Annotated in this window: 11 protein-coding genes; 1 reads left to right on the top strand and 10 read right to left on the bottom strand. The window is 71.6% G+C overall.

Going from position 1 to position 12,953, the window contains the following annotated elements; all coding sequences use genetic code 11:
• Window positions 1–34: 34 nt before the first annotated feature.
• The 10 genes from KCH48_RS14385 to KCH48_RS14335 form a co-directional block, all read right to left on the bottom strand.
• The gene (locus tag KCH48_RS14385) at window positions 35–625 is read right to left on the bottom strand and encodes a hypothetical protein (RefSeq protein WP_210574079.1); all 591 of its coding nucleotides are present in this window, start codon (window positions 623–625) and stop codon (window positions 35–37) included.
• On the bottom strand, window positions 513–1,457 hold the full coding sequence (locus KCH48_RS14380) for an FkbM family methyltransferase (protein ID WP_210574077.1): 945 nt from the start codon (window positions 1,455–1,457) through the stop codon (window positions 513–515). The genes KCH48_RS14385 and KCH48_RS14380 overlap by 113 nt, the downstream gene beginning before the upstream one ends.
• A complete protein-coding gene (locus KCH48_RS14375; protein ID WP_210574076.1) occupies window positions 1,454–1,669 on the bottom strand; it encodes a Trm112 family protein in 216 nt (71 codons plus the stop codon). Before KCH48_RS14375 ends, KCH48_RS14380 begins: the two co-directional genes overlap by 4 nt.
• Window positions 1,666–2,598: a hypothetical protein gene (locus KCH48_RS14370; RefSeq protein WP_210574074.1), complete on the bottom strand. Its 933-nt coding sequence runs from the start codon at window positions 2,596–2,598 to the stop codon at window positions 1,666–1,668. Before KCH48_RS14370 ends, KCH48_RS14375 begins: the two co-directional genes overlap by 4 nt.
• A gap of 3 nt (window positions 2,599–2,601) precedes the next feature.
• The gene (locus KCH48_RS14365; RefSeq protein WP_210574072.1) at window positions 2,602–3,351 is read right to left on the bottom strand and encodes a bifunctional 2-polyprenyl-6-hydroxyphenol methylase/3-demethylubiquinol 3-O-methyltransferase UbiG; all 750 of its coding nucleotides are present in this window, start codon (window positions 3,349–3,351) and stop codon (window positions 2,602–2,604) included.
• The gene (locus tag KCH48_RS42225; protein ID WP_246885291.1) at window positions 3,348–4,964 is read right to left on the bottom strand and encodes a condensation protein; all 1,617 of its coding nucleotides are present in this window, start codon (window positions 4,962–4,964) and stop codon (window positions 3,348–3,350) included. Before KCH48_RS42225 ends, KCH48_RS14365 begins: the two co-directional genes overlap by 4 nt.
• Complete coding sequence (locus tag KCH48_RS14350) at window positions 4,961–9,337, bottom strand: alpha-(1->3)-arabinofuranosyltransferase (RefSeq protein WP_210574070.1); 4,377 nt, start codon at window positions 9,335–9,337, stop codon at window positions 4,961–4,963. The genes KCH48_RS42225 and KCH48_RS14350 overlap by 4 nt, the downstream gene beginning before the upstream one ends.
• Window positions 9,334–10,059 carry a bifunctional 2-polyprenyl-6-hydroxyphenol methylase/3-demethylubiquinol 3-O-methyltransferase UbiG gene (locus KCH48_RS14345; RefSeq protein WP_210574068.1) on the bottom strand — a complete coding sequence of 242 codons (726 nt, stop codon included), beginning with the start codon at window positions 10,057–10,059 and terminating at the stop codon, window positions 9,334–9,336. Before KCH48_RS14345 ends, KCH48_RS14350 begins: the two co-directional genes overlap by 4 nt.
• Before the next feature lie 104 nt (window positions 10,060–10,163).
• The gene (locus KCH48_RS14340) at window positions 10,164–11,318 is read right to left on the bottom strand and encodes a glycosyltransferase family 4 protein (protein ID WP_210574066.1); all 1,155 of its coding nucleotides are present in this window, start codon (window positions 11,316–11,318) and stop codon (window positions 10,164–10,166) included.
• A 278-nt stretch (window positions 11,319–11,596) separates the two neighbouring features.
• Entirely contained in the window at window positions 11,597–12,586 is a 990-nt protein-coding gene (locus KCH48_RS14335) for a DUF3068 domain-containing protein (RefSeq protein WP_210574063.1), read from the bottom strand.
• A 211-nt stretch (window positions 12,587–12,797) separates the two neighbouring features.
• On the opposite strand from KCH48_RS14335, the gene KCH48_RS14330 reads away from it, so the two are divergent.
• Window positions 12,798–12,950, top strand: coding sequence for a hypothetical protein (locus tag KCH48_RS14330; RefSeq protein ID WP_210574061.1), 153 nt, complete (start codon window positions 12,798–12,800; stop codon window positions 12,948–12,950).
• The last annotated feature ends 3 nt before the right edge of the window (window positions 12,951–12,953 follow it).

Here is a 12,953-nt window from a genome sequence, read left to right as displayed (position 1 = left end):
CGGCGGGGGTTCTATGGCATGACGTACGTCGTCGTCATTCGCCGACCGCCACCCGCTGCAACAACCCCCACGTGAACTCCGCGACCACCTCCCGCGACCTCCCCTCCCCATCCGGCGCCCTGAACGCCAGCCCCCACCGAGTCGGGGCCGAACCCTCCAGTGGGCGGGCCGGGGGGAAGGCTCGGGCTGCCTCGTCGACCGTGCAGGACCAGGGGGTGAGGTCGGCCAAAGACCGCAGCTCGGGGCCCTCGGTACCCGGCGCGCGGACCAGCCACTCGTTCCATACCGCGCCGTTCGGGGCGGTGAGGACTTCGAAGCGCAGGTCGGGCCAGAGGGGGAGGGGCCATTGCCAGGCCTCGCACTTCAGGTCGCCGATCGTGCGGGGCACGGTGGACTCGGGGGTGCCCAGGATCGAGCGGTAGCGGGAGGCTGCAGCGCGAGATCGCGGGGAGTGGAGCATTGCCTGCCAGCGCTTGTTCGCCTCGCGCATGTCCGCGATGGAGGCGCCGAGTTCAGCTCGCGCGTCCGCCACCAGGTCCGGGTTGTGGTCGGCCATGCGGCGCAGCAGGACCAGTTGGAAGTCGAGGGGAGTGAAGGGGCCTTGGGGGCGTGTTGCGGACGGCATGCCTCCCATCGTCGCTCACCTCGGCGCTCATCTCGTCGCTCACCACTCTTCCTCCCGGACGGCGGCCGTCCGGGAGGAAGAGGACGGAGTTGACGTAGCGGGGGCGGTGGCGGAAGGGGAGGACTCGGGGGAGCAGGCCCTGGGTTACGACGTGGGCGGCCTCCGCTTGGTGCGCCTCCAGGGGGAAGGAAGCGAGCGGGACCCAGGTGTCGCCGGGCAGGACCCAGCCGTCGTAGCGGAGTAGGGAGAGGTACGTGACTACTCGGGCGATTGGCTGGATGCGGGACTCCAGCTCGACGAACAGAGCCGGGCGGTCGCGGGACAGGATGCCTGTCGCGCCGCGCAGCACCGCCAGTTCGCTGCCGTCCACGTCGATCTTGATGAAGTCGACGTTCCGGAGCCCCAGGTCGTCCAGGGCTACGCAGCCGACGTCCAGCGCGCGGCTGTGGATGTCTCGGCGGACCAGGGAGGACACGCCCCTGTCGCCCGGGTCGTCCGCCGGGAGCCAGAGGCGGGCCATGCCGGGGCCGTCGGAGGCGGCGGCGCGGATCACGCGGACGTTGGGTGGGGACGTGGCGGAGAGGAGGCGTGCCAGGTGGGGGACCGGTTCTACGGTCACCACCTCGCGGGCTCGCTTCGCCAGGCGGCGTGTCCAGGGGCCGTACCAGCCGCCGATGTCCACCGCTGTGCCGCAGTTGGGCGGGCACAGCTCGCCGAGCCGGGCCAGCTCCGGTTCGAAGCGGGGGTAGACGGCCCGGGCGGCTGCCGCGACCAGTCGGGTCGGGAGCAGGGGTGCCAGGCGGGCCGCGAGGGTTCGCGGGGGCTTGGTCATGGGGTCATCCGTTTGAGGAGTTCCTCGTGTTCGTCGTCCGTGACCTGCTCCCCGGACGAGGGCAGCAGCTGCGGGATGCCGTCGACGATCGGGTAGCGGCGGCGCAGGCGTGGGTTGTAGAGCACCTCCTCGTCATCGGCCGTGAACAGGTGCAGCGGGCCCTTGTCGAGCGGGCACGCCAGGATCTGGAGCAGGGGGTCTTCGGGTTTCACGGTGGTGTCAACTCCTTGGCACCGAGGGAGGGTTGGGGCGCTGCCTGCCGGTCGTGCTTGGGCATGGTCAGCAGTACGGTGATCGCCAGCGCCGTGCCCGCGAGCCGCAGCGCCAGCCGCAACGGCTCCTGTGGCAGCGCCTCGCCGAACGACAGCGTGCCGAGCACCGCCGTATAGAGGCAGGTCACCGTCGTACACACCGGCACGATCAGCGAGGCCCGGCAGCGTTGCAGCGCCGCCTGCGACATGACCAGCCCGAACGCGCCGGTGAACAGCAGGAGATACGGATACGGGGAGCGGAGGAGGTCGAGCAGCGCCTCGCCGATTCCGCTTGCCGTGAGGTCCGTGAGGTAGTTGGAGACGCCTTTGATCGCCAGCGAGCTGACGCCGTACAGCACGCCCACCGCCACGCCGTATTCGACGCCGGTCGTCGGCAGCCGGTGCCGGTGGCGGGCGCGGCGCTCGGCGGAGCCGTACAGCCAGACGCCCGCGCCGAGCGACGGTACGCAGACCAGCAGGATCAGGGGGTACGGCGCCTCGCCGCCCACGGTGTCCGCGTCCTCCCGCAGCGACAGCACGACCATCAGCAGCGCGGCGAGGATCGCGCCGAGGGCGTACCGCTCGCGGCCGGTGGTCTCCTCGCCGAGGAGCCGGGCCGACAGCAGCACCAGCAGGACCAGGCCGGAGACGAAGATGCCCTGCGCGGCGGCGATCGGGAGCGTGCGGTAGACGACCAGTTGGGCGGCGAATCCGGCGGCCAACGACAGCGATCCGCCTATCCACAGCGGGCTGCCCAGGACCAGTCTCAGGAGCTTCGCCGGTTCGCGCACGGTCACCTGGGGCAGGGCCGCGAGCGCCCGTTTCTCCAGGACGAAACCGGTGCTGTACAGGACGTTCGCCAGCAACGCCGCGGCTACTCCCCACCACATCGGCTACGTCCTTCGCGCGTGCAGGAGGAGGATCGAGGCGAGTGGCGCTCTGGAGCAGGCGAGACGGTCGAGCGGGCGCAGGGGACGCGGTACGCCGTGGAAGGGGGCCCCTTTGAGTCGTACGACTTCGAAGCCTGCCGCGGTGACGTACTCGCGGAGGGCGCGGGCCGTGTAGAGCCGCAGATGTCCTACGACTTCCCGTCCCGGCCGGCCGTGGATCGCGCGCAGGCTGACCTCCGAGAAGACGGGCTGCACGCCCGCGAGGAGGAGGGCGCGGTTGTACCAGGCGGCCAGGTTCGGGGTGGACAGCATCAGATGGCCGCCCGGGCGCAGCACCCGGCGGATCTCGTCGAGGGCGGCGTCCGGGTCCACGAGGTGCTCGATCACTTCGCTGAACAGCACGGCGTCCGCTGAACTGTCCCTGAAGGGGAGGGAGTTGAGCTCGGCTCGGAGGGTGTACGGGATTCTGGTGTGCGCGCGTTTCAGGGCGTCCTGGGACCAGTCGACGCCGATGATGCGGTGGCCGGGGAGGAGAGGTGCGGTGGTGGCGGCTGCCGTGCCGTCGCCACAGCCGATGTCGAGGATCGTGCGGGTGTGGCCGGACGGGCCGGTCGACGGGCCCAGGGCGGTGGCCAGGAGGTGGGCCTGGCGGAGGGTGCGGGGGGTGCCGGAGGCTACGGGGACCGCCGGGTTCTCGTAGAAGTCGCGGAGTTCCGTGCGGGGTGGGGTGGTGGTCGTGGACGTTGTCGTCATGGGGCCACCTCCGTGGTGTGCAGATAGTGCTCGAACAGGTCACGCAGGTGCGCGCCGTCGCCGTGGCTGAGCAGGGCTCGGGACCAGCGCAGGGCCAGGTGCAGGCGGCCGGCCGTGGAGGCGGTGGTGACGGTGAGGCCGCGGGGCATTCTCGCGGGGGCCGAGAACCAGACGGCGTGCGCGCGGCCTGCCTCCTCGCCGAAGTCCAGGGGGTACGGGACGCGGCCGATGTTGCTGAGGAGCGTCGTCGAGGTCCAGGGGGCGGCTGCTCGGCGGAGGGTTCTGGTGAGGGCGGCTCGCCAGGACACGGGGGTGATGGGGGCGGTGAGGAGGGTGGCTCCGTGGCCGAGTTGGGGGCGGGGGAGGGACTTGAGGGCGCGGGTTCGGAGTGCCGTACGGCTGAGGAGTGCGGGCATGTCCGCCGGGTTCAACTCGGCTGGCGTGAAGGGGACTTCTACCAGGCGGGTGCCGTTGCCTATCGGCATCGTCGTGTCCCTGGGGCGGTCGTCCACGGGCATCGTGATGCGGAGGGGGCGGGGGTGTTCGCCGTGTTCTCTGTTCCAGTGGGTGATCATCAGGGCTGTGGTGACCATGAGCTGGTCGTTCACCGTGTAGGGGGAGCCTTTGGGGCGGGGGGGGAGGGGGAGTTCGGTGACGAGCATGCCGTTGCCGGGGGAGGGTTCGGGGGTGCCGGGGGCTACTCGGGCGGGGGGTGACCAGTTGGAGGGGGTCTCTTCGGGGTGGGGTGGGGGTTGCGTCGGGCGGGTGGGGGAGGCTGCGGGGGAGTTGTCACGGCCGCTGTACAGCTCGGCGGCGGTGGCGAGGACGCGGAGGCAGGCGGGGCCGTCCAGGGCGGTGTGGTTGATGGTCAGGAACAGGACCGTGCCTTTGCTGTGACCGGCGTTGCTGGTGCCGGGCGTGGGTGTCGCTTGCCGGCGCTGGCCGGGTGCCGCTGCGCCCACCCGTGCCGCCCCAGCGGCACGACTGCCCGCAGCGGCGGCGGATGCAGTAGCGGCAGCGGCGGCGGGTGTGGCAGCGGCGGGTGCACCAGCGTCAGCAGCCGTTGCGTCGGCGCCGCTGCTGGGGTGGGCGTCGCCCTGGCCCGCACGGCTGCTCGCACCCGCGGGGCCCGCACCGCTGCCCGCAGCGGCGGCGGATGCAGCCGCCGCCGCTTCCCCCACCGCATCCGTCGCCTCACTCCCCTCCACCGCCCCCGCCCCCTCCACCACCTCCAGCCGTATCGGCGGCGAAGCCGTCAGCGGCGGGGCCTCCACCAGCGCACGCGTCCGTGCGCCTCGCAGTGCGTCCGGGCCCGGCGGCAGGAACGTCACGACCTCCACATCCGGGTCCGCCGTCAGTTCCCACTCGTACCGGCGTCGGTACCACCGACCCGCCGCCTCCCGCATGAGGATGCGGGGGTGGCGGCGGAGGGCCTCGTGGAAGGCGGAGCGGAGGCGGTCGCGGTCCAGGTGGCCCGGTAGGTGGACCTCGATGTGGACCGTTTCCGGTTCCTCCTCCTGGAGGCAGTGGCGGGCGATCTCGTCCACCACGGGGAACGGGATGCGCTCGGGAGGCCGTACGGGGCCTTCGGCGCGGTGCTCCAGCGTCGTCATGCGCGGTCCCCCCTCAGGTCCGCCTCGGGTGGTGTCGCCCTGAGCCTCGGCTTGCGGAACGCGAAGCGCACGGTGGGCGGGTCGGGCGGCGGGGCGCCGGGGCCCCGTGCCGAGACGGTCGGGCCGGAGTCCGGGCGGGCAGGCGGCGGGGGCTCGGCGCCGAGAGGGCTCGCGCCCCGCTCCCGTTGCGGCAACTGCTGCGTCGGGGCTTCCGACGTGGGAGGCGGCCCCGCGGCCGATGGCGGCACCGCCGTCAAGTCCCGCTCCCGCACGCTCACCAACCCCGCGAACAACCCGATCAGCGCCAGGAGTTGAGCCGCCGGACCGAAGGCCCCCTCCTCCGCGCCCGCCGGCTCCCCGGCTCCCACCGCCGCCGCGATCCCCGCCCCCGCGAGCGCGACGAACGCGATCGGTACGAGCAGTGCGTGCCGTCGGTGAGCCAGCAGCGCCAGCGCCGGTACCAGCAGCGCGAACCACCCGGCGATCACCGCGCCCACCAGCGTCAGCGCCACCGTCCCCAGCCACAGACCCGGCGGCGGGGGCACCGGCTGCGGCTCGTCGGAGTTCGGGGAGCGACGGCGCCACAACACCAGCCCCACCAGGGCCGCCACCGCCACACCCCCGCCGATCAGCGCGGCGTCGTACGTCGTCGCGGGTTCGTACGACAGCTTGACCGTGCCGCCCGCCCCGGCCGGGATCCGCCAGCCCTGCTGCCAGCCGTCGAGGCGGACCGGGGACAACTCGTCGCCGTTCAGGGTGGCTTTCCAGCCGTCGTTGTAGTTCTGGTACGTCGTCAGGTACGTGGCCGCGCCCGACCCGACCGTCACCTGGCGCTGGTCGCCGAGCCAGTCACGGATCTGGAGGTCGCGGTCCGCGGACGTGGGCTCGGCGAGCGTCCCGCCGCGCGTGAGGGTGACATCGGTGAGCGCCAGCGGCCCGGCGTCCCCGCCCTCGACCCGGTGCTGGCCGGAGGTCAGGTCCAACTCTGCGTTCGCACGCCCCTCCTGACAGAGCGTCACCTGTACAGGTCGCCGTTCCGTCAGGTCCCGTACCGTCCCCCGCACACTCGTCTCGTACAGCTCCCCGTCCACCGCCATCACCGGCCCCTGCCCGCACGGCAGCGAGAAGGTGCGCGTGGCCGCCGGCTGGGGTGTGCGGTAGGCGTCGAGGGCTGGGACGTACGCCTCCGTGAGGCCCACCGGCAGTCGCAGGTCCTCGTCGACGACCGGGTTGTGGAGGGTCAGCGGGGCCGTCGCCGTGACGGTGATGTCGAGGCGGTCCGTGGTGATCGGCGGGAAGCGGACCCAGCCGTTCTCGTCGACGCCGGCGAGGGCGGCTCCGGCCGGGGAGCTGATCTGCACCTCGGTGGGTCGGGTGGAGAGGCCGCCCGCGGGGGCCAGGACCAGTTCGCCGACCGGCTGTGCGCCGTCCCAGCGGAGGTGGATGGTGGGGCGGTCGCCCGCGATCCACGCCGTGGTCAGGTCACCGTCGGTGAGGTTGCGCGCCGCCAGGCCCGCGCCGAGCCGTGCCGTGGAGTCGGCGGTGGCGACGATGCGGCTCTGCTGGTCGGGGGCGACGTCGTACAGCAGCCGGTCGAGTTCCGCGCCGGGTACCGGCACCGCGCTCGCCGTCACCTCGTACGTCCCTGCCGTGCCCGTGGAGAAGCGGCGGTGCAGGCCCGCCTCCGTGCCGGTCGCGGAGAGGCCGGTCGGGTCGGCCGTGCGGTGCAGCGAGACGATCTCGGCTGCGGAACCGGCCTCCCGCGCGTCCGTCGGCAGTCGCAGCATGCGCGTGACCTGCACGTCAGGCAGCGAGATCTCGGAGAAGCCCGCGCCCGTCAGACCCGTGTGCCGCGCCACCGAGTCGACGATCGTCAGCCGCATCCAACTCGTCTCACCCGAGGGTGCCTTGATGCTCTGCGCCGTCCCGTCCGGGCGCAGGACGCTGGTCCGCGCCCCCTTCTCCGTCTCCACCCGCACCCGCGTCGCCGCCGACCGCACACTCTCCTGCGGCAACGGCGACACCCTGAACGACGACGGCATGTCGTACGCCTCGCTGAACCCGATCCGCAGCCACTGCCCGTCCGCCGAGCCCGCCGAGCCCTCGGCCCACGCGGTGTCCGGGTTGCCGTCGAAGGCGTTCACCGGGTCGTACTGCGGGAGGTGGAAGAGCCAGTTGCCGTACGAGGAGGCCGTGACCGAGCGGGCGCCGCGCAGTTCGGCGACCGTCTGATGGCCGAGGCCCTCGGTCGGCAGGATCTGGTGGGGTTTCCCGCCGGCGTCCTGGGCGGCGTCCGGCGCGTTGCGTTCGTCGCGGGTGTACGTGTACGACGTGTTGGCGTTGACCAGCCCGAACCGGGTGTCCGCGCGACGCAGTCCGTCGCCCACCACCTGGACGGGTGGCGTGCCGAGCCCGGGGTGGTTGTCCCCGGTCAACACCGTGGCCCGGCCCCGGAGTTCGGTCGCCAGCGGCAGTAGCGCCTCCGGGCCGCCGGAGACCACGGCCGTGTCGGACACCGGCAGGAGCGAAGCCTGGCCGGGACGTGGTACCCCCTCGTTCCCCGGCGGCTGGTAGATCTCCACCGCCCGCTGCCTCGGATAGATGCCCTCGATCTCCAGCGGGGTGCCCTCGGCGATCCGGCCGCCCGTCATGACCGGACCCAGGCCCTTCACCCGCTCGTACCCGGACTGCTCCAGGGTGCGCTTGACCGTCGTGGTCGGTACGTGGCCGATCTGGTCGGGGTCGAGGTCGTTGCGGACGACGACGTAATGGATGCCGGCCCGGCTCAAGTAGTCCGCGAGGCCCGGGACTTCAGCGCCCGACATCAGCGCCTGCTCCACGGCGTCCATCGCGCGCCGGTTGCCGGGCGTGCCCATGGGCACGTAATCCCGTTGCGCCCAGCGCGACTCGGCCACCACGTCCAGCGGCTGGTCGATCGTCGACCCCCAGGTGTAGATGCCGTGCGCGGTCGCCGGGACCACCAGGGCGCGCGAATCCGGCGAGTACTCCTCCAGCCAATCCGCCGTCGCCGTCCAGTACTTGGGGATCTCCTGGAAGGACCCCGGGTTCAGGATCGACCCGTTGAGATACGGCCACATCAGCCCCGGCAGCACCAGCACCGCCGCGATCAGCGGCGCGAGACGACGGCCCCGGACCGGGCGGGCGCCGCGCTGCTCGGTGGCCACGCCCACCAGATGGGCCAGGCCCAGGACGAGCGCGAGGGCGAGGCCCGGCAGGAACTTGTAGATGTTGCGGAAGGGGGCCAGAGAGCCGTTCAGCCAGTCCTGCACCACCCCGTGGAAGGGCGCCCCGAACGCCCCGCCGTACCCGGCGAGCACGATCAGCGCCACCGTCAGCACGGTCAGCACCAGCCAGCGCCGCTCCGGCAGGTCACGCCGGGCCAGTCCCGCGAGCCCGAGCCCGGCGGCCAGCGTCGAGCAGACGACCACGACGACCGAGGACACGACGGTCCACCCGGCGGGCAGCCACGCCTCACCGAAGTGCAGATAGGCGACCCAGTTCCCGGCGCCGCGCAGTGCCTCCGTCGCCGCCATCGTGTCCGTCGTGGTCTGCGAAGTCTCCACGTACGGAAGGAAGTTCTCGCCGTAGAAGCCGAGCAGCAGCAGCGGGATCCACCACCAGGCGGTCGCCAGGATCACGCCGGGCACCCACCAGGCGATCAGCTTGCGCTGCCGTGGTCCGGGCGGTCGGGACAGCAGATACAGGCCGACCGGCAACAGGGACGCCAGCGTCGCCGCCGCGTTGACCCCGCCCATGAACGGCACGATCAGCGCGGAGCGGAGGGCGGCGACCCGGGCGGCGTACCGCTCGTTCGTCAGCGGCAGCAGCACCCACGGCAGGAACGCACCGGGCAGCGCCGCCGCCGACGTAGAGCCGACGACGATCGTGAAGGTCGGCCACAGCGCATACGCCACCGCCCCCACCAGCCGGGACCCGCCGCTGCCGATCCCCAGCCGCTCGGCCAGCCGCAGCGCGCCCCAGAAGGCGACGGACACGATCAGCGACAGCCACAGCCGTTCCGCCAGCCACACCGGCAACTGGATCAGATCGCACAGCCAGTAGTACGGCAGCATCGGCCACAGGTAGCCGACGTACTGGTCAGAGATCCCGCCGAAGGAGCCCCGGTCGTGCCACAAGTGGCCCAGGTCGGCGAGGAACTGACCGGGGTCGACGGTGACGCCCAGCTTCGTGTCGAAGGTCTGCCGCCCGGGTTGCACCGCGAGCAGCAGCACGAAGACCACGGCCCAGAACCCCAGCAGCCAGCGCCGCGACCGGGGGCCGTGCGGCGGGCCCGACGCGGTCGTGGTGGTGGGGACGGCTGCCGGGGGAGGAGCCTGGACCGTGGTCGTCATGGAGGACACCGCCGGAGGACGAGGAGGAGATTCCAGGTGGCCACCTCACGGATGCCCGGCGCCTTGACGACGGTCTCCGCGAGGAAGGGCCAGTAGCGGGAACGCGCCGAGACGACCGTGACGTCGTCCCGGGCACGCACCTGCCGCAGGGTCGGACCGATGTGCACGGCGAACAGGTTCTCGCCGAGGGTGTGCTTCGCGGGCTTCCCGGTACGGCGCCGATAGCGGGCCCGGGCCCACTCCGCACCGAAGTAGTGCCAGGGCGCCCACTCGTGACCGCCCCACGGGGACAGCCAGTTGGTGAACGAGACATAGATCAGCCCACCGGGCCGGGTCACCCGCACCAGCTCGCTCAGGAACGTCTGCGGATCGTCGACATGCTCGAGCACATTGGACGAGAAAGCGACGTCGGCGACCGAGTCGTACAGGGGAAGCAGATACCCGTCCGCGATCACGGCCGAGTCGGGAGGCTTCTGTCCCAACTCCCGTACATCGGGCTCGAAGAGAAACGCGTGCGCACCACGCCGCCGAAACTCCTCGGTGAAGTACCCGCTGCCGCCACCGACATCGACGACGGTACGCCCGACGACGGGACCGCCGTAGGCCTCGACCTGATCGACGGCATCCCGGGCGAGGAGCGAGTAGCAGGCGTCGGGATCGTCCTGCTCGTGCAGAAACGCACGGAAGAGGGCAAAGGACCGCCGAAGAGACGGATCCTTCATATGCCGACGAGCTGGGGCGCCCCGATAGGGGCGCGGGGAACTGCGCGACAAGCCACGCACGACCCGCAGTCGCAAACCGGCCTCACCGTCACGGCGATTAGGCGTCACGGCACCCAACCCCGCACCGCCTCGGAGGCCACCGCCCGGAACTGCCGAACCGTCCGATCCCAGCGATAGCGTGCCGCCCGGTCCCGCGCCGCCTTCCCCATCAGCTCCCGCCGATGCTCCGAGAGCGCCAGCGTGCACCACGCCGCCGCGAACGAGGACTCCCCGTGCGCGAGAATCCCGGTCTCCCCGTCCACGACGGAGTCCCGAAGCCCCGGCACGTCGAAGGCGATCGCCGGTGTCTCACGGGTCGCCGCTTCCGTGACGACCAGCCCCCACCCCTCCACCGCGGAGGGATGCACGAGCAGCCACGCCGCACACAGCAGCCGGTGTTTCTCGGCCTCGCTGACATGCCCGGCGAACTCCACGCCCGCACCGGCGAGTTGCTCCAGCCGCGCGCGTTCGGGCCCGTCGCCGACGATCACCAGCCGCCCGCCCGTCACCGGCCGCACCCGCTCCCACAGCCGCAGCAGCAGATCGATCCGCTTGTACTCGACGAGCCGCCCCACCGCCACGAACAGCGGCTCGGGTGAGCGGTCGGCGCGTGGGCCGGGGTCCTCGACCCCGTTGTGGACGACACGGATCCGGTCCCGTTCGACGCCGATCCCGCGCAGGGCGTGCGCTGTCGAGGGGGAGACGGCGACCATCAGGCTCCGGTGCTGCGCACCGGTCAGTGCCCAGTGTTCGAGTCTTCGTCCGATCCGGGCGGCCGGCGCCAGTGGCCCGCCGCCGAACCGCATCTTCCAGAGATCGGTGTGGACATGGTTGACCAGGCACATCGTCGGGCCGCGATGCCACATCGGCGCGAAGTACGGCATGCCGTTGCACACCTCGACCAGCAGATCGCAGTCGCCGACCTGCCGGGCGAAGGCGGAACGGGCGCGCAGGAAATGGCCGTACTCACCGCCCGCCGACACGACCCGGTAGTCACGGAAGGAGGCCGGGCCGCCGCACAGCAGGGTCACCTGGTGGCCCAGGCCGGTCAGTCCGTCGGCGAGCCGGTCGACGAGCAGCTCGGAACCGCCGGCGGCAGGATTGCCCAGGTCCCGATGGGCGAGGAAGACGATGCGGCGCGGAGGTGGGGGGTGCGCCGGGGGGTGCTGCGGCGCCCGGGGGAGTGCGGCGCGCAGCTGGGAAGGCACGTGCTGGGGCATCGGTGCTCCAACTCGTCTCAGGGTGCGGAACTCAGTGGGGGGAGTGGCACGTGGGGTGGGGGGTGTGCATGAGGGCGTGGAGTGGTTTTCGCCTGTTGGGGCGCCGGTGAGGGTGCCGGTGAGGGCGTGGACTCCTTCTGTGAATGGGGCGGACTGTCCTGTGAACAGGGTGTGGGCGCACTGTGTTCAGTTGTGGGGGTGGACAGTTTTCGCCCAGTGGTTCGAAGCTGCTACTCACCGGCGTGACAATTTCCGGGCTTTGTGGAGCTGACGCCACATCACATCGTGAGGGTCGGTGGGTATTGTTCGGATTCCTCGGCATTTTCCGGACGTTTCCGCCCACGTATCACCAGAACGCCACCCACCGCCGCGAGTACGAATCCGGCCACGGCCGCCCCCACCGGCAGGGTCCGCCCCACGAGGCGCAGCTGCCCGCTGTCCTCCTTGGCCCGCTCGACCGCGAACTCCTGTGTCTCGTCCGTGAACGCGATCTTCCGGCTGTCCAGGAGCACCGCCGCGTCCTCGTCCCCGCCCGGCGCGCGCAGCGTCCGGCGCGGGCCGGTCTGGGCGTAGAGCACCCGGCCGGTGGCCTGGTCGACGACCAGCTCGATGCCGTGGTTGGCGTACCACTCCTCGGCGAAGACCTGGGAGCGCTCGGGCTGGTCGATGATGGCGCCGGGCACGAGTCGCGTTCCGGTCTTGATGGCCGGAACGGTCCCGGTGAACCGGTAGCCCTCGTACCCCTGGATCTTCTTCTCGCCCCGGTACCGCAGCGTGACCGTGCGCTCGCCGGTGTTGTCCCACCACTGGTAGTCGCGTTTCTGCACGTCGAAGGGGAACTTCAGATATGCCTCGCCCTCGATGTACGGCGTCTCGCCGCAGCAGTGCACGGGCCGGTTGGTGCGGCGGTCGCTGACCCAGCGGTGCGGTACGAAGTCCAGCGCGTCGTGCGGATCGGCCGCAGGGAGGGACTTGTCCGTGTCGACGGTGGTCGTCACGTCCCAGACCGCGGCCCGTCCGCTGCGCTCGCTCTCGGCGACGTCGCCGCGGACCCGCTGGGTGATGGTGATGGCCTGGTCGGGGACGGTCTCGACCTGCTCCACGTCGAAGACGGAACCCGTGCCCTGGTAGACGGCGGTCTGGTCGATGTCGATCGGATTCACGGCGGCCCGCGGCTCCACGTACCAGGCCAGCAGGGGCGCCAGCACCAGCAGGAACGTGCCGAGGCCGAGCAGGATCAGGGACAGCGGTGAGGCAGTACGGCGCATCCTGGCACTCCAAAGGCTGGGGTGTGCTGGGGAACAGTGCGCGCGAACCCGTCTGCGCCGGGAACCGTAGGCGCACCCTTGACGGAGTGTCAATGGAAAGTCAAGACTGAACCTTTGCCGGACGGGGCCGGCGCAAGGGTGAGGGCGACCTTTCGAGTACCTCTAGACGTGTCCAGATGCGTCTAGAAATGTCCGGAAAGGCTGACCCGACATGTCCAGACTGCTCGCCGCAGCACTCACGGTGGCGGCCGCCGCCGCACTGGCCGTAGGAGCCGCCCTCGGCATCGTCGCGCTCCTCGAGGCGACCCCCGACCAACCGAACACCCCCCTGATCACGTACGAGCAAGCCGGCCAGGGGAGCTGACCC

The sequence above is a fragment of the Streptomyces sp. GESEQ-4 genome, from assembly GCF_017948455.1.
Lineage (GTDB): Bacteria > Actinomycetota > Actinomycetes > Streptomycetales > Streptomycetaceae > Streptomyces.
The sequence above is the reverse complement of the archived record's forward strand: the minus strand, read 5'-3'. Positions and strand labels throughout refer to the sequence as shown.